General features: G+C 31.7%; 19 protein-coding genes, 1 pseudogene and 1 other annotated feature. All 20 genes and pseudogenes read right to left on the reverse strand.

What is annotated here, in order from left to right; all coding sequences use genetic code 11:
* Positions 1-114: 114 nt before the first annotated feature.
* The 20 genes and pseudogenes from typA to C1I91_RS20200 all read right to left on the reverse strand — a co-directional run bounded on the left by typA (position 115) and on the right by C1I91_RS20200 (position 19,247).
* Positions 115-1,932, reverse strand: a complete 1,818-nt coding sequence (gene typA, locus C1I91_RS20105) for a translational GTPase TypA (RefSeq protein WP_128214472.1) — start codon at positions 1,930-1,932, stop codon at positions 115-117.
* Positions 1,933-2,037: 105 nt separating this feature from the next.
* On the reverse strand, positions 2,038-2,388 hold the full coding sequence (locus C1I91_RS20110; RefSeq protein ID WP_128214473.1) for a YlbF family regulator: 351 nt from the start codon (positions 2,386-2,388) through the stop codon (positions 2,038-2,040).
* A 16-nt stretch (positions 2,389-2,404) separates the two neighbouring features.
* Positions 2,405-4,072 (reverse strand): ribonuclease J, encoded by a 1,668-nt coding sequence (locus tag C1I91_RS20115; RefSeq protein WP_128214474.1) that lies wholly within the window; start codon positions 4,070-4,072, stop codon positions 2,405-2,407.
* A gap of 48 nt (positions 4,073-4,120) precedes the next feature.
* Entirely contained in the window at positions 4,121-4,579 is a 459-nt protein-coding gene (locus C1I91_RS20120; protein WP_128214475.1) for a Fur family transcriptional regulator, read from the reverse strand.
* A gap of 17 nt (positions 4,580-4,596) precedes the next feature.
* The gene (locus C1I91_RS20125; protein WP_128214476.1) at positions 4,597-4,857 is read right to left on the reverse strand and encodes a DUF1292 domain-containing protein; all 261 of its coding nucleotides are present in this window, start codon (positions 4,855-4,857) and stop codon (positions 4,597-4,599) included.
* A 48-nt stretch (positions 4,858-4,905) separates the two neighbouring features.
* The gene (gene ruvX / locus C1I91_RS20130) at positions 4,906-5,325 is read right to left on the reverse strand and encodes a Holliday junction resolvase RuvX (protein ID WP_128214477.1); all 420 of its coding nucleotides are present in this window, start codon (positions 5,323-5,325) and stop codon (positions 4,906-4,908) included.
* Positions 5,326-6,088: 763 nt separating this feature from the next.
* Entirely contained in the window at positions 6,089-6,346 is a 258-nt protein-coding gene (locus C1I91_RS20135) for an IreB family regulatory phosphoprotein (protein WP_128214478.1), read from the reverse strand.
* A 152-nt stretch (positions 6,347-6,498) separates the two neighbouring features.
* The gene (gene alaS, locus C1I91_RS20140) at positions 6,499-9,138 is read right to left on the reverse strand and encodes an alanine--tRNA ligase (protein WP_128214479.1); all 2,640 of its coding nucleotides are present in this window, start codon (positions 9,136-9,138) and stop codon (positions 6,499-6,501) included.
* 136 nt (positions 9,139-9,274) lie between these two features.
* Positions 9,275-9,450: a binding site (T-box leader), on the reverse strand.
* Between the two features lie 225 nt (positions 9,451-9,675).
* Entirely contained in the window at positions 9,676-10,701 is a 1,026-nt protein-coding gene (locus C1I91_RS20145) for an AI-2E family transporter (protein WP_128214480.1), read from the reverse strand.
* Complete coding sequence (locus tag C1I91_RS20150; protein ID WP_128214481.1) at positions 10,688-11,185, reverse strand: PRC-barrel domain-containing protein; 498 nt, start codon at positions 11,183-11,185, stop codon at positions 10,688-10,690. The genes C1I91_RS20145 and C1I91_RS20150 overlap by 14 nt, the downstream gene beginning before the upstream one ends.
* A gap of 369 nt (positions 11,186-11,554) precedes the next feature.
* Positions 11,555-12,052 (reverse strand): hypothetical protein, encoded by a 498-nt coding sequence (locus C1I91_RS20155; protein WP_128214482.1) that lies wholly within the window; start codon positions 12,050-12,052, stop codon positions 11,555-11,557.
* A gap of 721 nt (positions 12,053-12,773) precedes the next feature.
* Positions 12,774-13,148, reverse strand: a complete 375-nt coding sequence (locus C1I91_RS20160; protein ID WP_128214483.1) for an RHS repeat-associated core domain-containing protein — start codon at positions 13,146-13,148, stop codon at positions 12,774-12,776.
* Between the two features lie 469 nt (positions 13,149-13,617).
* Positions 13,618-13,860, reverse strand: coding sequence for a hypothetical protein (locus C1I91_RS20165; RefSeq protein WP_128214484.1), 243 nt, complete (start codon positions 13,858-13,860; stop codon positions 13,618-13,620).
* 5 nt (positions 13,861-13,865) lie between these two features.
* A complete protein-coding gene (locus tag C1I91_RS20170) occupies positions 13,866-14,894 on the reverse strand; it encodes an RHS repeat-associated core domain-containing protein (RefSeq protein WP_476695906.1) in 1,029 nt (342 codons plus the stop codon).
* 334 nt (positions 14,895-15,228) lie between these two features.
* Positions 15,229-15,792: a hypothetical protein gene (locus C1I91_RS20175; RefSeq protein WP_128214486.1), complete on the reverse strand. Its 564-nt coding sequence runs from the start codon at positions 15,790-15,792 to the stop codon at positions 15,229-15,231.
* Between the two features lie 18 nt (positions 15,793-15,810).
* A complete protein-coding gene (locus C1I91_RS29940; RefSeq protein ID WP_476695907.1) occupies positions 15,811-17,232 on the reverse strand; it encodes an RHS repeat domain-containing protein in 1,422 nt (473 codons plus the stop codon).
* A pseudogene (locus C1I91_RS29860) lies at positions 17,145-17,497 on the reverse strand (tyrosine-type recombinase/integrase). The gene C1I91_RS29940 and the pseudogene C1I91_RS29860 overlap by 88 nt, the downstream one beginning before the upstream one ends.
* A gap of 134 nt (positions 17,498-17,631) precedes the next feature.
* Entirely contained in the window at positions 17,632-17,766 is a 135-nt protein-coding gene (locus tag C1I91_RS29470; RefSeq protein ID WP_275051632.1) for a phage integrase SAM-like domain-containing protein, read from the reverse strand.
* Between the two features lie 255 nt (positions 17,767-18,021).
* A complete protein-coding gene (locus C1I91_RS28335; RefSeq protein WP_238475851.1) occupies positions 18,022-18,330 on the reverse strand; it encodes a hypothetical protein in 309 nt (102 codons plus the stop codon).
* A 155-nt stretch (positions 18,331-18,485) separates the two neighbouring features.
* Positions 18,486-19,247, reverse strand: coding sequence for a hypothetical protein (locus tag C1I91_RS20200; protein ID WP_128214491.1), 762 nt, complete (start codon positions 19,245-19,247; stop codon positions 18,486-18,488).
* Positions 19,248-19,316 lie beyond the last annotated feature (69 nt).

Below are 19,316 nucleotides of genomic sequence, written 5' to 3' on the forward strand. Positions count from 1 at the left end.
CAAACAAGTATAATTTAAGTTTGATCTATAAATATTAAAACCCCTTTATATACAAAAGTAAATAGCCAAAAAGGCTATTTACTAAATTATACTATTTTTATACAAGTAAATAAATTATTTTCTTGCAGCTCTCTTTCTCTCATTAGAATCTAATAATCTCTTTCTCATTCTAATGTTCTTAGGTGTAACTTCTACTAATTCGTCAGGATTAATAAATTCTAAACATTCTTCTAAGGACATTAATTTAGCTGGAACAAGTCTTAAAGAATCATCTGAACCTGAAGCTCTAGTATTTGACTGATGTTTCTTCTTACAAACATTAACTTCTATATCTTCTGCTCTAGAACATACTCCACAAACCATTCCTGAATAAACCTCAGTACCTGGCTCTATGAATAAAGTACCTCTTTCTTGAGCATTGAACAATCCATAAGCAATAGCGTCACCAGCTTCAAATGCAACAAGTGATCCTCTGCTTCTTCCTGGTATTTCGCCCTTATATTGTTCATATCCATCAAATACATGGTTCATTATACCATTACCCTTAGTATCAGTCATGAATTCACTTCTGAAACCTATAAGTCCTCTAGCTGGAACCTTGAATTCTAGTCTTGTATATCCATTTACTGCAGAAGTCATGTTTACCATCTCAGCTTTTCTAGGTCCTAGTTTTTCCATTACTGGTCCCATAAATTCTTCTGGAACATCTATTGTTAAGTATTCTATTGGTTCAAGCTTCTTACCATTTTCTTCTTTAAATATAACATTTGGCTTAGAAACTTGGAATTCATACCCTTCTCTTCTCATAGTTTCTATAAGAATTGAAAGATGTAATTCTCCTCTACCACTAACTTCGAAACAATCTGGTGAAAGTTCTTTAATCTTTAAACTTACGTTAGTTTCTAGTTCTCTAAGAAGTCTGTCTCTTAAATGTCTTGAAGTAACGAAATCTCCTTCACGTCCTGCAAATGGAGAATCATTTACCATAAAGTTCATGTTTAAAGTAGGCTCGTCTATGTCTACAAATGGTAATGCTTCTGGATTTTGTGCATCTGCTATAGTTTCTCCAATATTTGCTTCTAATATACCACTTATTGCAATTATATCTCCAAGTGAAGCTTCATTTGCTTCTTCTCTCTTTAATCCATTGTATGTATAAAGACTTGAAACCTTATAGTTTGAAGTTGATCCATCTTTTCTTACAACAGCAACATTTTGGTTCTTGTTTACAGTACCACGAACAACCTTACCAATTACAATCTTACCTACATATTCACTTGTGTCTATTGTAGTTACAAGCATCTGGAAAGGAGCATCTAAGTAACCCTTAGGTGGTTCTACATGCTCAATGATTGTATTGAACAATGGTTCCATATTTGAACTTTCATCTTCAACATCAAGCTTTGCAATTCCTTCTCTAGCAGAAGCATATACTATTGGAAAATCAAGTTGTCTATCATTTGCTCCAAGTTCTAAGAACAGTTCAAAAACTTCGTCTATAACTTCTGTTGGTCTTGCATTTGGTTTATCAATCTTATTTATTACAACTATAGGATTTAAACCAAGCTCTAAAGCTTTTTTAAGAACGAATTTAGTCTGAGGCATAGGTCCTTCATAAGAGTCAACTACTAAAAGAACGCTATCAACCATCTTCAGAACTCTTTCTACTTCTCCACCGAAGTCAGCATGTCCTGGAGTATCTATAATATTAATCTTTATGTCATTGTATGTAACTGCAGTATTTTTTGAAAGTATAGTTATTCCTCTTTCTTTTTCTAGGTCATTGGAGTCCATAACTCTCTCTTCTACTTTTTCATTTACTCTGAATATATTACTTTGTCTTAATAGCGCATCAACCAAAGTAGTCTTACCATGGTCAACGTGAGCAATTATTGCTATATTTCTTATATCATTTCTTGTTATTAATTCCATATTCATCCTCCATTATGTTTAACCACAAAATAAAATTGGATACCGTTGTATCCAATTTCAACAAGTTAATTCTAATCTTACTTAGCAAAAAAGTCAACTATAATACTAGGAATTAGGTGCAATTATATCCACACCAATTGCTTCATTTAATATTTTTAACAAATCTTCCCAAATAACTGCAAATTGAGCTTCACTTTGAAGGTATGCAGCTACAGTAGGATTTATCATTACTACTCCGCCAACTTTCTGCATTTTTTCTTTGGTTGCATCGCTTATAGTGCCAGTTTGCATTTGTTCATTATAAGCTTCTATTTGAATCTTTCTAAAATCAGCAACCATTTTCTTTAGTTCTGGGTTTTCAGATATTTTTTTTGAAGATTCCCTGTAAGCTACTACTTCAGGAATATCTTTCAACACATCTGCAAACTCATGTGCTTTATCATATATATTAGTCATAATTTCTCCCCCAGAATTATATTTCCATTATTATCGGTAATATCATAGGCTTTCTCTTAGTCTTTTCATATAAGAACATTCTTAACTCGTTCTTCATGCTTGACTTCATAGTAGCCCAGTCAGAGATTTTATTTTCTTCACATTGTCTAAGCACTGACTTTACTATTTCCTTTGCTTGATCCATAAGATCTTCTGATTCTCTAACATAGACAAATCCTCTTGATATTATATCTGGTCCAGCAATTACATTACCGCTTTCTTTTTCGATAGTAACCACAACTGTTAGTATACCATCTTGAGATAAATGCTTTCTATCTCTAAGAACAATGTTTCCTACATCACCAACACCTAAACCATCAACAAATACATTTCCTGAAATTACTGTACCGTTCTTTCTTACACTATCTCTAGTAATTTCTATAACGTCACCATTTTCAGGAATCAAAAAGTTTTTAGGTGGCAATCCAAGTCTTACAGCTAACTCTCCATGTTGTTTAAGATGTCTGTATTCTCCATGTACAGGAATAAAGAATCTTGGTTTTGCTAATGTATGCATAAGCTTTAATTCTTCTTGACAAGCATGACCAGACACATGGACTCCTGCTGCAGACTCATATATTACTTCTGCACCCTTCTTAAATAGCTGGTTAACTATTCTTGATACAAACTTTTCATTACCAGGTATAGGAGTAGCTGATATAACAACTAAGTCCCCTTCTATTATATTAATCTTCTTATGCTCTGATGATGCCATTCTTGCTAGTGCAGACATTGGCTCGCCTTGGCTTCCAGTAGTTATTATAACAAGTTTATCATTAGGGTACTTATTTATATTATCTAAACTTATTAATACTTCCTTATCAATCTGCAAATATCCTAGTTCTATTGCTACTTGAACTATATTTTCCATACTTCTGCCTGATACTGCAACTTTTCTATCATACTCTTGTGCTGCAGTGATTATTTGCTGGATTCTGTGTATATTTGAAGCGAAGGTAGCAACTAGTATTCTCCCTTTAGCTTTAGAGAACATCTTTAAAAAGTTATCTCCTACTACGCTTTCAGACATTGTATAACCTGGTCTCTCAACATTAGTACTATCAGCCATCATCGCAAGTACACCTTTTTTGCCGAGTTCTGCAAATCTAGCTAAATCAATTACTTCTCCGTCAATTGGAGTATAGTCAATTTTAAAATCACCAGTATGAAGTATTACTCCCATTGGAGTATGAATTGCTATAGCTACCGAATCCGCTATACTGTGATTAGTTTTTATAAACTCCACTGAAACAGAATCTAACTTAACAACATCCTTAGGCTTAACTATAATACGTTCTGTAGTACTAAGAAGGCCATGTTCTTTCAGCTTGCTTTCAACTATTCCAAGGGTTAATTTCGTTCCATATATAGGCACATTAAGCTGCTTAAGCACGTACGGTAACGCACCAATATGGTCTTCATGTCCATGGGTTAGGAATATACCCTTAACCTTCTCTTTATTCTTTATCAAATACGTTATGTCTGGAATTACGATATCTATACCAAACATGTCTTCTTCAGGAAACTTTAATCCGCTGTCTATGACGATTATATCATCTTTAAATTCAATGGCAGTCATGTTTTTTCCAATTTCATTAGTGCCACCTAAAGGAATGATTTTCGCCTTTAGTTTTTCACGTTTCATACTTCCCCTCCTTTAGATTTATTTTATTTTATTTTTATTTATAAAGCTCTATATGTCTTTTTCAACACATTCGCTACATAAGCCATAGAATTTTACACTGTGATCCATTATTTTGAAGCTATGTTTATTCTCAATTAAGTGTTCCAAATCATCAAGTAAATCTGCTTCAACCTCTATAACTTTGCCACAGTTGTTACAAACTAAATGGTGATGCCTATGATGCTCATCATCATGAGCCATTTCGTATCTTGCACTACCATCATTTAGGTCAAGTCTGTATATTATGCCCATTTCTTCTAAAAGTAAAATAGTTCTATATACAGTAGCCAAGCCTATCTCTGGACAGCTTACCTTTACTTCATCGTAAATTTCCTCTGCTGTAAGATGCTTGCCTTTATTTATTAAAATAGTGTCCACAATTGCTCTTCTTTGAGGAGTCAATTTGTAACCTTTTTTTTTCAAATCTTCTTTTAATTGATTATAATCTTTTGATGATACCTGTGACATGCTAAAACCTCTCTTTATTAATTTAAGTCATCAGCAAAAAGAGTTTCATATGCTTCAGCAACCATTGCAAATTCTTCCTCATCTTCCACAGTTACTAGAGCATCATTTCCCTCTTCATCTGTTACAATTTTTAATGCAATCGCATCGTCTTCTGACCCATCTACAGGTGCTACGATTACATATTCATTTTCCTCAATATCAAGCTTTGTTATAACCTCAAACTCAGTTTCAACTCCATCTTCATCCAGCAACACTATTGTATCAATATTGTTATCCATTAAAAACACTCCCTTTTAATTATATTTTGTTTTCATTGATAATGAAAGTCAATTATTGCTTGCCAATCTATCAAGAAACCCTTGAAGTATATAGGTAGCCGCAACTTTATCAACTATCTTTTTTCTCTTACTTCTCGATAAATCCGCTTCTAGCATTGCACGATGAGCCGCAACAGTAGTAAGTCTTTCATCCCAAAATTCTATTTTTGGATTAAATAACTCAACAAGCCTTTTACCAAAATCCTGAGCCATTTCACCTGAAGGACCTATTGTTCCATTCATATTTTTAGGTAGTCCTATAACGATGAGATCTGCATTGTACTCATCAAAGATTTTTTTAACTTCTTCAAGATCATACTTGAAGCTTTTTCTCTTAATGGTTGTAATACCTTGTGCAGTAAATCCTAACGGATCTGAAACTGCCACCCCAATAGTTTTTTGTCCTAAATCCAATCCAATTATACGCATTCTAATCTCCTACAGGGTTTTATTTAATTAATCATATAGATGCACTAACTGCCAGGCTACATGATAGTTTTTAAAACATGTTTCATATGCAGCTAGTTCATCTTTATAAACAACTGTGAAAATTCTGAAATCAACAACCAGAATTCTCAATACTTAAATTTAAGATTGCAAAACTACCAGTTTATATTCTTTACTTATCTATATATTGTGTAAATAAAATTTATTTATTAGGGAGAATAATATAAAAACACAACTGTTACTCTGATATAGTCCTATTTTTAAACTTCAATCGTACTTTCACCATATCATAAATAACTATCTTAAGAAAGCTATCAACGTAAAGCTTCCTAGGTTCGTAAAGTTATTTACTTTTACAGTAAATTTAAAGTAGTTTATTTGCTTTGATAAATATACCACATTTATACTCTTTATAAATAAGTTTATAATTTCACTAACTATTTACCAAGCTTTATTATAAATAAATATTTTACTTTAAACTGATATAACTACCTAACTATTCAAATCAAAGCGATACAATAGCTACTGTTTATAAGTACCTTGTATAACCTAAAACATATTAGATTATATAATACTTATTTAAATATTATTTTGCCCTATAAAACAAATAATAGCCTTATTAAATTAAACCTTTTGTCCGCTGTCCTGATAAAATATTTTTTCTAACCTTTTTAATCAATATGCCTTCATTAAGAGAAGATCTAATATGCTTATAAGAATTAAAGGGTACCCAAATGGGCACCCTTTATTTTATCTCTAGATAAGATTTTATTACCTCTTCAAGAATTTCATCTCTTTCAAGTTTTCTTACCAAAGCCCTTGCACCATTGTAATTTGTGATGTAAGTAGGGTCTCCTGAAATTAAATATCCTACAAGTTGATTTACAGGATTATAGCCTTTTTCCTTTAAGGAATTATAAACCTCGTTTAAAATTGCCTTTGTCAAGTCTTCTTTATTTTTTGTAAAGTCAAATTGCATTGTATGATCTAAATTATTTGCCATAAGTTTGCTGCTTAAAGTCGCAGCTTCACCCCCTTACCGGTTCACATGAAAAAATATTTAAATATCATATAAAATTAGTATTAACCTACTAACAATTGTTTATTCTGTTTTATCATTAATATAATTATAAATGATATTTATGGAAATGTACACTATTTTACCAACAATTCTACTAATTCATACACTTTTTCTAAAGCATCCCCTAATTTTTCTGGGTTTTTACCACCTGCTTGAGCCATGTCTGGTCTACCACCACCACCGCCTCCAGTGATTGCAGCAACCTCTTTAATGATCTTTCCACAGTGAACTCCTTTTTCTAAAGAGTCTCTAGTTGCCATAGCTACTAAATTAACTTTTCCTTCTGATCCACTTCCTAGTACAACAACACCGTTACCAATCTTGTCTCTTAGCTTATCTGCTAAGTCTCTTAAAGCATTTCCATCAAGGCCTTCTACTGTGGATGCAATAACCTTCACGCCCTTGATTTCCTTAACACTGTTTAGTATCTCGTCCTCTGAGCCCTGAACCATCTTCATCTTAAGTTCTTGAATTTCTTTTTCTTTTTCCTTAAGCTCTGCAGTTTGTGAATGAAGTTTTCTTAAGATATCTTTTTCATTGCATTTTAAAGTTGACGTAACTTCTTTTATTATTTCATTTTTATTTTCAAAGTGCTTTATTGCATTAAACCCTGTTAAAGCTTCTATTCTTCTTATTCCAGCTGCAACACCAGTTTCACTCACTATCTTGAACAAGCCTATTTGTCCTGAATTACTTACATGTGTACCTCCACAAAGTTCTTTTGAGAAGTTACCTATAGAAACTACTCTTACTTCATCGCTGTACTTGTCATCAAATAAAGCCATAGCACCGCTATTTTTTGCCTCATCTATAGTCATTATATCTGTACAAACTGAATAAGCTTCCATGATCTTTTCATTTACTAAAGTTTCAACCTTATCTAATTCTTCTGCAGATAATGCTGAGAAATGAGTAAAGTCAAATCTTAATCTTTCGCTGTCAACATAGGAACCAGACTGATTTACATGTTCTCCAAGAACTTCTCTTAAAGCTTCGTGAAGCATATGAGTTGCAGTGTGATTCTTACATATGTTATTTCTTCTTATATTATCAACTTCAAGGGTAACTATATCATTTGCTGTTATAGTTCCTTGAACTACTTTGATTACATGATATATCTTACCACCTGGATTCTTCTTACAGTCTATAACTTCAGCTTTAAAATTATCTCCTGTAATTATACCAGTATCACCTACTTGACCACCCATTTCAGCATAGAATGGTGTATTGTCAACCACTAGGAATCCTTCTTCGCCTTCTGAAAGCTCTTCTCTAAATTCTGCACTGTCAGCTAATATAACCACTGTAGCTTCATGCTTTGTATTTCCATAGCCATCAAAACTTGTATTTAGAGTTGCTTCTATCTTGTTTACAGGAATTTCGTCACTACCCATATAGCTTGTAGTTGCTCTTGCTGCTCTAGCTCTTTCTCTTTGTTCTTTCATTTCTTTGTTAAAGCCTTCAAGATCAACCTTCATAGATTTTTCTTCTAATATTTCTTCTGTCAATTCTAGAGGGAATCCATAAGTATCATATAACTTAAATACTTTTTCTCCTGAAAGGACATTTAAATTAGACTCTTCTAACTCTTTAATATATGACTTTAATATATCCATACCACTGTCTATAGTCTCATTAAATCTTTCTTCTTCTAAAGAAACAACCTTCTTTATATAAGCTGCTTTTTCTACAAGTTCTGGATATGCTGAACCATAGTTTTCAATAACTGAATCTACTATTTTAGTTAAGAAAAGCTCTTTAATTCCTAGAAGTCTACCATGTCTTGCAGCTCTTCTTAGAAGTCTTCTTAAAACATATCCTCTTCCTTCATTTGAAGGTTGAACGCCATCACATATAAGCATAGTTACGCCTTTTACGTGATCTGTTACAATTCTTAATGAAACGTCTTTATCTGCATCTGTTTTATATTCAACACCAGCTATCTTACTAACTGTTCCTAATATATTCTTTACTGTGTCAATCTCGAAAATATTCTCTACACCTTGCATAATTGTAGTTATTCTTTCAAGACCCATTCCTGTATCTATGTTTGGATTAGCTAATCTATTATAGTTTCCTTCCTCATCTTTATCAAATTGAGTAAATACTAGATTCCAGAATTCTACTACTCTATCTTCATCAGCAGCCTTTACAAATTCCTCAACAGTAGTTATTTTTCCATCGCCTCTGTCAAAGTGAATTTCTGTACAAGGCCCACATGGTCCTACACCTATTTCCCAGAAGTTGTCATCCTTACCAAGTCTAAATATTCTGCTTGGGTCTACATCTGTTTTTGAAGTCCATATATCAAAAGCTTCATCATCTTCTAAATATATAGTAACATATAGTTTATCCTTTGGAATTGAAAGTGTTTCAGTTATGAACTCCCAAGCCCATGGAATTATCTCATTCTTAAAATAATCTCCGAAAGAAAAGTTTCCTAACATCTCAAAGAAAGTACCATGTCTAGAAGTCTTTCCTACGTTCTCTATATCACCAGTTCTAATACACTTTTGGCAAGTAGCCACTCTTTTTCTTGGAGGTTCTTCAACCCCAGTAAAATATGGCTTTAACGGTGCCATACCAGCATTTATTAATAATAAACTCTTGTCATTCTTTGGTACTAATGAAAATGAAGGCATCACTAGATGTCCTTTACTTTCAAAAAACTTTAAATAAGCATCTCTTAATTCATTTGCTCCCATGTACTTCATGTTTATTTCCTCCATTTCTTTGCACACATTTTTTTATTCTTACGCCTACAACTGTATTTAAGCTTCCTATGCATTCTTATCCTCAACTTTATATGAGGTATAATATGCTTAAGAATAAAAAAAGCCCCCATCCCTAGCAAGGGACGAAAGCTATACTTCCGCGGTACCACCCTAATTATGTACTTGCTAAAATACATCACTTAAGAAAAGTGCTCAAAGATAGCTTTCAACTACTATGCTAGGAAGTTTTCACCAACCACTTCTTCTCTTTATAGCCATAAATAATCTACTTATTCTTATCATCACACCGATATTAATCATATAGGCAAATTATAAGATAATGTTTTATTTATGTCAATATTTATATAAATATGTGTTAATTTACTCAATAATCTTATAAATTAAAAGTGTGATTAATCACAATTTTAGGCTTCCAACTTCAACTATTAAGCTTTAGTAAAGGATACCTATATATACCACCTTTTAATAAAAACAAATACTCATAAAAGCAGTAGTGGTACAGCTTCGTATATTCTTTTAGTACATGTGATAATCAATATCTTCATAAACAACCTTAATTATTACCCCAATAGGTATAGCCAAAATCATTCCAAAGAAACCACCTATCTTTTCTCCAATCAAAAGTAAAATTATTATTAGTAGTGGATGCATTTTTATACTTGAAGCTGTTATCTGAGGTGACAGCAAATTGCCTTCAACCTGCTGAATCAAGAATAAAAAAAGTGTGGTATAAAGTGCTTTAGTAGGTGATTGAAGTAGTGCCACAATTATGGCTGGAATAGCACCTATAAGAGGACCAAAGTAGGGCACGATATTGATAACCGCATTAAAGATTGAAAGCAAAATGGGAAACTGAACTTTTAAAAACACTAATACAAAAAAAGTTAATACGCCGACTATAAGGCATAATATAAATTGACTAAATATGTATCTTCCTAAGGCTTTATCTATATCAGCTAAAATTTTTTTTATTACTGATCTTTTATTGATTGGAACCATAAGCAAAAGCTTATTTTCTATAATATCCCCTTCACTTAAAAAGTAATAACTTACCACTGGGACAACTGCTAGCGAAAGAAGATTTTCACTAAAATTTATCAAGCTATCAAAAGCTTTTTCCGAAAAGTTTTTCAATGCTATGTTAAACTTCTCATTTAGTTGCTCTCCTAAGGTATCTAAGATCCCGTAGCCTTTTATATTGGCCTTTGAGTTAAGATACCCCATTAGCCTGTCTAGAGAGTTCATTATATTTTCTATATTAGAGCTTTCATTAAAAAGAGATGGAATTAAAACAACTGCTATAATTACGACAAAACTAAAAACAGCTATGATTATTAAAGCTGATCCTAGCTTCTTATTTATTTTGCTTTTATCCACTAATAAAGTTAGCAAAGGTTTCAATGTATATGATACTATAAAGGAAAATATTATTATATAAACTACTTCCCTTATTATTTTAGACCTAATATATAGTATAATTACTGATAAAAATAGCAGAGCTAAAATCAGGTTAACAATGTGCTTTTTACTAGGTTTCTTCATAACATTCTCCTTTAGTTAACCTATGAGGCATTGATTTCAGCATTATATTATACTTTCCATAATAAAGGATAAATTTCTCTCCAAGGATAACCTGATTTATCAATATTATATTTTTCCCTTTTAATATTTTATGAATAAAGCCAGAGGAAATTATAAAGCCTTTAATGCTATAATCCGTAAGGTCTATAAGCATATCCTCCACTACCCCTATTATAGCGCCGCATTTATCAATTACATCCATACTTTTAATTTTTGAAAAAGGTAACCCTTCACTTTTGCTAAACTTATCAAATATCAAACTTTTATTGATGGTTATTATACTTTCTCTGCTGATAAAGTTCTCCTTTTTAAAACCTTTCCTGCTAACCTCAATCCCTCTAAGCTTTCCACCAAAAAAGTCCAGATAAACTTCCTTAATTGCCCCTATCCTTTTGCCCTGAATATTGTATGCATTCATATATTCAAAGTCTTTCATTCTTATCATAAATACCACCCTTATACATTTGAGAGTAGTATTTACCAAAATGTATAATTTAATGCAATAATTAAAGATGCATAACTTAGCTATATATTTTCAAAAATCCTCTTATTTATAGGAGTAATTTTTGAAGATATATATTCTATAGCAAGAGGTAATGGAAAGATGGAAGTTTCAAAGAATTTTGTTGTTAGCTATACATATTTACACTAACCATACATACAAATGATACTACTCCATCTTCTATACAAGTATGGATTCTTTGCTACTACTGCACTTATTAGACTTCATGTAGTTGAGGTTAGTTAATTAAACTATAATAAGTATAATATATTTTAATTAGCTAATAAGCCTATAAACCCATCCAATTTATTTTTAATTATTTCTTTTGTCTACTATCTCTAAATCATTTACAAGAATCTTCCTAAGCTTCGGTACAACATTATTCGCAAAATTTCCTTTATATTTTTCCCTTATGCTTAGGCTATTGTATTCCAAATCTTCATTAGAGTTTATGATATATTCTGCATCTCTAATCTCCGCCCCATGTTTTATAATCACACAATTAAATAAATAATCAATCTCTAATGACTTTTCTATTTCTTCCAAATTACTTACTTCAAACCATACAATTTCAGGTGCGGGTAGTGAAGAAATAGGAAAGTTATACATCCATTCACTGCTTACACAAACAGTTTTATCTTGAATAAACTTCTTATTTATGCAATTATCATCTACAAATTCTTTTTGTACAGAGAATAATATCTTCTCGCTATTATCTATAAAGCACTGTAGTATGTTATATATTACTTCATAACTATCTTCATGATACTCTTCTAAATGATTCCATAAATCATATAAAGTTAATTTCATTTTACTCCTCCTCAAAGTTATGGTAGTATAGTGTATTCTGTGATTTCTGTTTAAAAGATAATGCTTTATAAATGTTAAATACAGAGAAAGATATTCTTAAAAGTAATAATTTACCAATACAATCTCATACATGTCATTCTGACACAAACTTGAAGGACTTTAGATTTATAGAAGCAACTTATACATAATCATACTAAATATTTGAATATTTGTAGTTATATAGTATATACTTAAACAAATGGACAATTGTATATTAAAACGAAGCAAATTAATGAATGGAGGAAATTTTAATTGAGAAAGTTTTTAGGTGAAGTGTGTTTTTATTTAACGCTCTTGATGTTTACTTATATTTCTTGGTCTGTTTACTTGCATTTACCATTTACTAATGCCCCCCTAATTATATTTGTTTTATTAACAATTGTTTTCTGCATTGCATATTGTATTTTTTCTAATAGACTTATAACTACTAAAGAAAACTATAAGAATAAGAATTTATATATATTTGTAAGAATTATTATGTTTATCTCACTGACTTCATATGTTTTTTTAATAGAGTATAACGAATTTTGGATTTTAGTGTTATGGTTTGTTATTATAGCTGTATCGATTATTAATAAAAAGCAAACACAATAAATCTTATTTACTTGCACTATATTGAGAAATTAAGAAACAATGGAACTCTTCAAAAGGAGTTCCATTATTATATGCTATATCATCAACACTATTCGTTAACATAACCTAGATTAATTTCTTTAATACCGAAAGAAAATTCAACTTTTTTCTTATTTCTTTTTCCTATACCTGAATTAATAGCTGTAGAGGATCCAGCTACTTGTAAAGCGCCTATTAAAGCAGGTACATCTGCAACTGTTGCCGTTACACATACTCCAATAGCTACAACACCAACCGAAACCTTTGCCCAGGTTGGCAATTTCCAAATGCCATCATCATCAGAGTGATTTACATGGTTATTCATACGATATACTAATAGATTGTTTCCTAAGAGTTCGCCATCTGCCTCTAATATACCAACATCATCGGTATTGATAAAACTTCCCCACTCAGTATTATAATATCCTGAATTTAAGTAGTACACCCCTATACCTAAACACTTAAATCTTGATATCTATCGAATTTTCTCAAACCTGAAATACATTGACATTACCGACTTAGCTAGACTATATACAGTACATCATTGTTAAAACTAATTAACTTAGAACCATCCCTTTCAAAAGCTGTTGTCAAATCAGATTAGTATCTACAATGATTTCCAAAGCTTGTTGCTTCATTAGATTTTAATTATCTCTAGTATTTCCCAAACGTTTGAGATATGTCTCTACTGTCTCTCATTTATTTTTATAATGTCGAGCTACTGGTTATACTTCTTTCTTAATTTTAGCACTGATTTTCATATAAAGAAAAGCCAACAAGTATTTATAATACCAGTTGACCTTTCTCATTGTTGCCTCTCACTACTGAATTTTAATTATGTAGTTTGCACCTAAATTAAACTTCCAGTTACTTGCATTTAAACAATCTATTTTCCTACTAAATTTCACTTTAATTTATTGCTCATCATTATAATTTGTTACAATAATAATATCTGCTGATTCATGCTTCCATTCAACATCCCAATCACGAAAATGTGAATGACAAAGTCCAGATTCAGAACTTATTTTACTATGTTCACATTTTACATACTGCAAAAACTTAATTATTTTATCTAATTCTTCAATATTGCATTCAAAAGAGACCTCTTCTAGCTCTATTAAATCTTCACTTTCCTTTTCATATCCAAATAATTTCAAAAGTACTACCTCACTTGCCATCCTTTTTTATTTAACCATTTTTTAGTTTTATTATTTGGTTTGGGCGTTCCTTTATGAGCATCATGTATTGTTCCATCATTATTTAAGAAAGTTCCATCCTTAAAATGAACATGTGGTTTTTGTCCTGAAACATGAGGTTTATCTACCCTATCAACCTCTCTTGGTGCTTGCCATTTTTCAACCTCTTTTTGTAAACTACCAGAACTAGCAGGCTCCTTTGTCTTTGAATACTTTATACTATAAGAATTTATCTTATGTCTGACCCATGTACCTGCTCTATAAGCACCATATAATGCCATGCCACTTACAGTTATACCTAATGCAACCTCTCCTATTCCTGGAATAGCATATATACCCAATGCAAATGCAAATCTCCCATCACTATCAATTTTATTTACTGGATTATTGTTGCAATAAGCAAACATGCTATAATCTAATAAATCTTCATTAGTATTGTTTAACTGGTCAGTATCATCCGCATTTATAACTCTTCCCCAATCAGGGTTATAGTATCTTGATTGTAGATAATATAGTCCTGTCTCCGTATCATACCTATACCCTCTATATCTATAAGGATTTTTAGCTCCAACAGTACTTCCTAATATGCCTGTTGTGGATATAATTTTTCCCCAAGTATCATAAGTATAGCTTACCACTTGCGTACCTGTGTTATCAATTAAACCAATAATGTCTCCTTGAGCATTTCTTATATAGTAATACTCACTTCCGTTAAGGTTCATACTTATTAATTTGTTTGATCCGTCATAAGTATAATATATTTTATTGGTTCCATCTGTTTCGTAAGTTACCTTATCTCCTACTAGGTGATAATTTGTTGTAACTCCATTTACGGTCTTAGAGGTTCTTATACCTGCATCATTATATTTATAGCCTGCAGTTACACCATTTCCACTTATTCCTGAAAGTTGTCTTCCTTCTTCCCAAGTATATGTGCATCCATTATAGGTTAGTGGATTTCCTATTGCATCATAGGTTATGTTTTGTCCACTCAGTAACTTTTAAAGAAAAAAGCTAACGTTGTGAACGTTAGCTCAAAATTTAATCTTATATTAGCAGTATTTTAACCAATTCATACAAGACGTATAAACATAATTCTAGGAGTTATATTATAGAAATTTAGGTCACAATCCAAACTTTCACCATATTTTATCTGCTTACATTATTAAATTTGATTATAAATTTCTTAATACAAGTCAAATATATCAATCTAATTTTATTCAGACTATCTCAATAAATAAGCAACATTTTAATTTAGAACATATATTTTATCAGTTAAATTTACACATATAGAACTTTTTACAACAACATTTTCTCAATTACATGGTTTTATAAATTCTTTATCATTGTAATAACTTCATTTATAACTGGTTGCTTAATGCTATTGTCATACACAAATATTAAGTTATCTCCATCATGACCTTTTATAAATATAGACTTTGCGTATTTATTCTTTATAATGCCAATTCCATATTTTTTAGGCTCAATCTTATTATAAATATTGTTGTATTTTTCCCATGTTAACAACGTATTAGGATTAAAAAACATCATTGCATAAAAATATTTCCACAATACCCCAATCTCATCATATGTATCTTCTTTTACCTTAAGATAACCAATACTTTCAAAACGTTCATTATCAATCTTTTCTTTAACTTTATAATCTCCATTCTCTATAAAATATTTAGGTATATCATTTCTATATTTTACAATTTCATCATCAGTTAAGAAATCATTATCTTCTCTATTGAATTTAAAGTAAAATTTATCTCCATTTGTTAAATATCTTATTATAAGTTTGAGATCCTCTAAAGTTTTATATTCATCTACATCTATATCATTTATTATTAGCATATTCACATTATCATCAATATTTTTCTGTAGTAAGTTCAATTGAATCACTCCTTCATTTTATAATGGCTTTCCAAATTTCCATGGAGCTAGACTTCTGTGAACTTTTCCAACCTTTCCAACTCCCTTATGATAATGCAAACTATGAATAGCATCATAATCTAACCTAAACTTCAACTTTTTAGCCTTATTACTATATGAAGATATTGTGCCACCATCAACATTTGGATTTTTATACATTACTTCTATATGTTTGCCTATTTTGTACCCGTACCCACCTCTTCCGTTAAATACGAATTTGGTAGAGGCTCTAGCAAGTGAACTTCCAGCAGCTCCAATACCGCCCCACATAAATCCATCAGCGGCTCCATCTATTGCCCCATGTATTGCACCACTTCTTCCACCAGATATATATCCAGAAATTCCACCTATACCTGCACCAATTGCTGCCGATGCACCTGCAACTTGTAAAGCTCCTATTAATGCTGGTGCTGCTGCACCACCAGTAGCAACTGTTGCTACTACCGCTATTCCAATTGCAGCAACTCCTATAGAAATTTTTGCCCAATTTGGTAACTTCCAATATCCACTATCATCAGAGTGATTTACAGGGTCATTAGTGCAATATGCAAAAAGATTGTGTCCAAGTAACTCCCCCTTAGCCGATTGTAATATGGAAGTAGCATCTGCATTAACAAACCTGCCCCAATCAGGATTATAGTATCTACTTTGTAGATAGTAAAGTCCTGTCTCCGTATCATACCTATATCCTCTATATCTATAAGGATTCTTCACTCCTACTGTATCTTTAAGACTTCCCGTTATAGATACAAGTTTTCCCCAAGTATCATAACTATAGCTTACTACTTGGGTTCCGCTGCCGTCAACAATACCTATTATATCTCCCTGTCCGTTTCGGATATAGAAGTATTCTGTACCGTTTAGATTCATGCTAACTAGGTCATTACTGCTATCGTAGCTGTAGTAGATTTTATCTGTTCCATTAGTTTCGTAAGTTACCTTATCTCCAACTAAATGATACTTAGTTACTACTCCATTTACTTTTTTCTCTGTACGTATCCCTGCATCATCATATTTATAAGATATGGTTTGGCTGCCATTTGAAATACTGCTTAACTGACGTCCTTCTTCCCATGTATAGGTGCTTCCATCATAAGTTAATGGGTTACCTATCTCATCATAGGTTATAGCTTTTCCATTATAGGATGTTAGCTTATCCTTCCAGTTTGCATCATCATAGCTATATACTATAGTCTTGCTTGAAAGCTGATTATCTTCTCTTATAAGCTCATTCAGTTCGTTGTAGTAATACTTTATTATACCTCCAGGATGCGTAATACTGTCTATATTCCCAGATTTATCATAGGTATAGATTATGATACTTCCATAAGTCTTGTACAGAAGGTATGCCTGAATGTATGTGGCTTCAACTTGGTTCCAAGTTCCAGTTCTTTCGTGTATTTCTCCAGAAGTGTGTTTATGGCCTCTTTTTTTAATACTCCTCTTTGTCCAAGAATGAGATATACTGAATCACTGAATTGACTTTCAACACGCTCCACTAGATATTCCTTAATTGCTTCAACCAACTTCGGCTTTAGTGAATTCCCTCTGTTTTCCCCCTGCCGTAGATTTTCAAATAGCTGGTGAGAAAGTCTATGTTACTCAATCTGATATCACAAAGTTCACTAACTCTTATACCAGTGTAAATCAGCATCAGGATTATCATTCTATCCCTTCTGTTTACTTTGTCCTCATCTTAGGTATAGAATAGCATCCAATCCACTTGCTTCCCCGAAAACACTTCCACCTGCTTTTCAGAGCCAAATGCAAACTTGTGACATAGAACCTCCTGAGTTCTCCTTAGAATTTTGCATCAATGTTTTCAAAGTAGGCTACAAACACAGCAATATTTCCAACATAGCTTTCAATAGTCTTTTGGCTCTTTCCATCCTCATTCAAATATCTCTTGAATTTCTCAACAAAATCTGTTGCCAATTCTATTCTTCTTTTACTTGTTTTTCAACAAAAGAAAAGAGTTAACACTCTAAACTGAACGTTAACTCTTTAATGTTACTATGATTATAATATATGCTTGATTTTTCTTTTGATTCAGCCGAAAGGGTAATTCCTCTAACTTCTGAATTCTAATCCTATAGTAGGTGTTTTTGAAATATCTTCGCCGAAGTGTTAGCGTTGCCTAATCTTAATGTACTATTTGGTTTAGTCAAAATTATTGAGTAAGATTATTAACTAAACACTTTCCGCCCAAACCCTAAAAAGTTTTAGTAGTGCTTGATAATCCTTTTCTCCACTCGCTACCTTTAAAGTAAGATTTCTTACAATATTAGTTGCATCGAGTTCCACTCCTGTTTTGAATCCTAACAGTACAGGTTTATTTACATAAGCCAGACTATTTGGCTTTGAAACAAATCCCCATTTAATTGTACTAAACTCACCTACGAAGCACTCTGCAAAATAGTCTGTCGTTATCATCATATTGATATTTTGTAGTCTTCCCGTTTGCATCAACAAGGTTATCAAGAACATCTTTTGTTTCATTATAATTATAAGTTACAGTGTTTTCAGAAATTAGTAATATATTATTTGGTGCCCTTTTCGCCATCTTTAGTGCTCAATATTCATTACTAGTACACATTTTTAATCATTATAACTAATGCTAAATACATTATTTAAATTATAACTAATAATAAGTCTTACTCTACCAGATATATAGGAAAAAACTTTAATCCTTTAATCTTATTTTTTAATAGTAACTCTCTAACTCTTTGAGATACAATTACAAAAGGTCTAGGATAAACACCATCACCAAAATACTCTAAAGTTGTATTAAAATCTTTACCTCTCAAGAAAGTGTTTTTTGAGTAGTATAATATAGAATCATCATCTACAGTATAGCTTTGAAATTCATTCTGTTTATACTTAATAGCATCTGTTAACTGAGTTGATGGATGTATATTTGATAACTTGTTTTCAATTACAAGCTGATATGCAACTGGCTCAGCCTCTTGTTTTGTAAATACAGGCCTAAACATCACTCCACTAAGATTCTCATCTTCCATTATATTTTTTAATTTAGTTGAAACTAGTATTTCACCTTCATAAGATCTTATAATATCTTTATTTACAATTTCTTTTTTTCTAATCATTAAATTCGAGTGTTGCTTTGTATAAAATCCACAGGATGGAGCATACTCATCAAAATACATATTCCATTCCCCTTCATATGGATTTAACGATTCGAATTTAGGCCATAACTGTAAATAGTCAGCGTTATCCAAATCTTTTTTTGAGTATTCAACCGATATTATCTCCGAATAATATATACAGTTATTATCCAAGTATTCAATGACCTCTTTATAAGCTTGAGACTCTGTATAAACATATATATATGAATATCCGAATTTTATTTCGAATTTCTTAAACACTGATTTGGACTTATCAATTATAGTTTCCATGTAATTCTTACCATAATAATTTAATTCCTGAGGTATATATGTTGCAAGATGAAAATTTCGATATGATAT

The organism is Clostridium manihotivorum (genome assembly GCF_004015185.1).
Taxonomy (GTDB): Bacteria; Bacillota; Clostridia; order Clostridiales; family Clostridiaceae; genus Clostridium_AR; species Clostridium_AR manihotivorum.

Bases quoted from the DNA above. Each gene is read 5' to 3' on its own strand.
- typA (WP_128214472.1), bottom strand. From the start codon at position 1,932: ATGGAATTAATAACAAGAAATGATATAAGAAATATAGCAATAATTGCT.
- C1I91_RS20110 (WP_128214473.1), bottom strand. From the start codon at position 2,388: ATGACTAATATATATGATAAAGCACATGAGTTTGCAGATGTGTTGAAA.
- C1I91_RS20115 (WP_128214474.1), bottom strand. From the start codon at position 4,072: ATGAAACGTGAAAAACTAAAGGCGAAAATCATTCCTTTAGGTGGCACT.
- C1I91_RS20120 (WP_128214475.1), bottom strand. From the start codon at position 4,579: ATGTCACAGGTATCATCAAAAGATTATAATCAATTAAAAGAAGATTTG.
- C1I91_RS20125 (WP_128214476.1), bottom strand. From the start codon at position 4,857: ATGGATAACAATATTGATACAATAGTGTTGCTGGATGAAGATGGAGTT.
- ruvX (WP_128214477.1), bottom strand. From the start codon at position 5,325: ATGCGTATAATTGGATTGGATTTAGGACAAAAAACTATTGGGGTGGCA.
- C1I91_RS20135 (WP_128214478.1), bottom strand. From the start codon at position 6,346: ATGGCAAATAATTTAGATCATACAATGCAATTTGACTTTACAAAAAAT.
- alaS (WP_128214479.1), bottom strand. From the start codon at position 9,138: ATGAAGTACATGGGAGCAAATGAATTAAGAGATGCTTATTTAAAGTTT.
- C1I91_RS20145 (WP_128214480.1), bottom strand. From the start codon at position 10,701: ATGAAGAAACCTAGTAAAAAGCACATTGTTAACCTGATTTTAGCTCTG.
- C1I91_RS20150 (WP_128214481.1), bottom strand. From the start codon at position 11,185: ATGATAAGAATGAAAGACTTTGAATATATGAATGCATACAATATTCAG.
- C1I91_RS20155 (WP_128214482.1), bottom strand. From the start codon at position 12,052: ATGAAATTAACTTTATATGATTTATGGAATCATTTAGAAGAGTATCAT.
- C1I91_RS28335 (WP_238475851.1), bottom strand. From the start codon at position 18,330: ATGAAACAAAAGATGTTCTTGATAACCTTGTTGATGCAAACGGGAAGA.
- C1I91_RS20200 (WP_128214491.1), bottom strand. From the start codon at position 19,247: ATGGAAACTATAATTGATAAGTCCAAATCAGTGTTTAAGAAATTCGAA.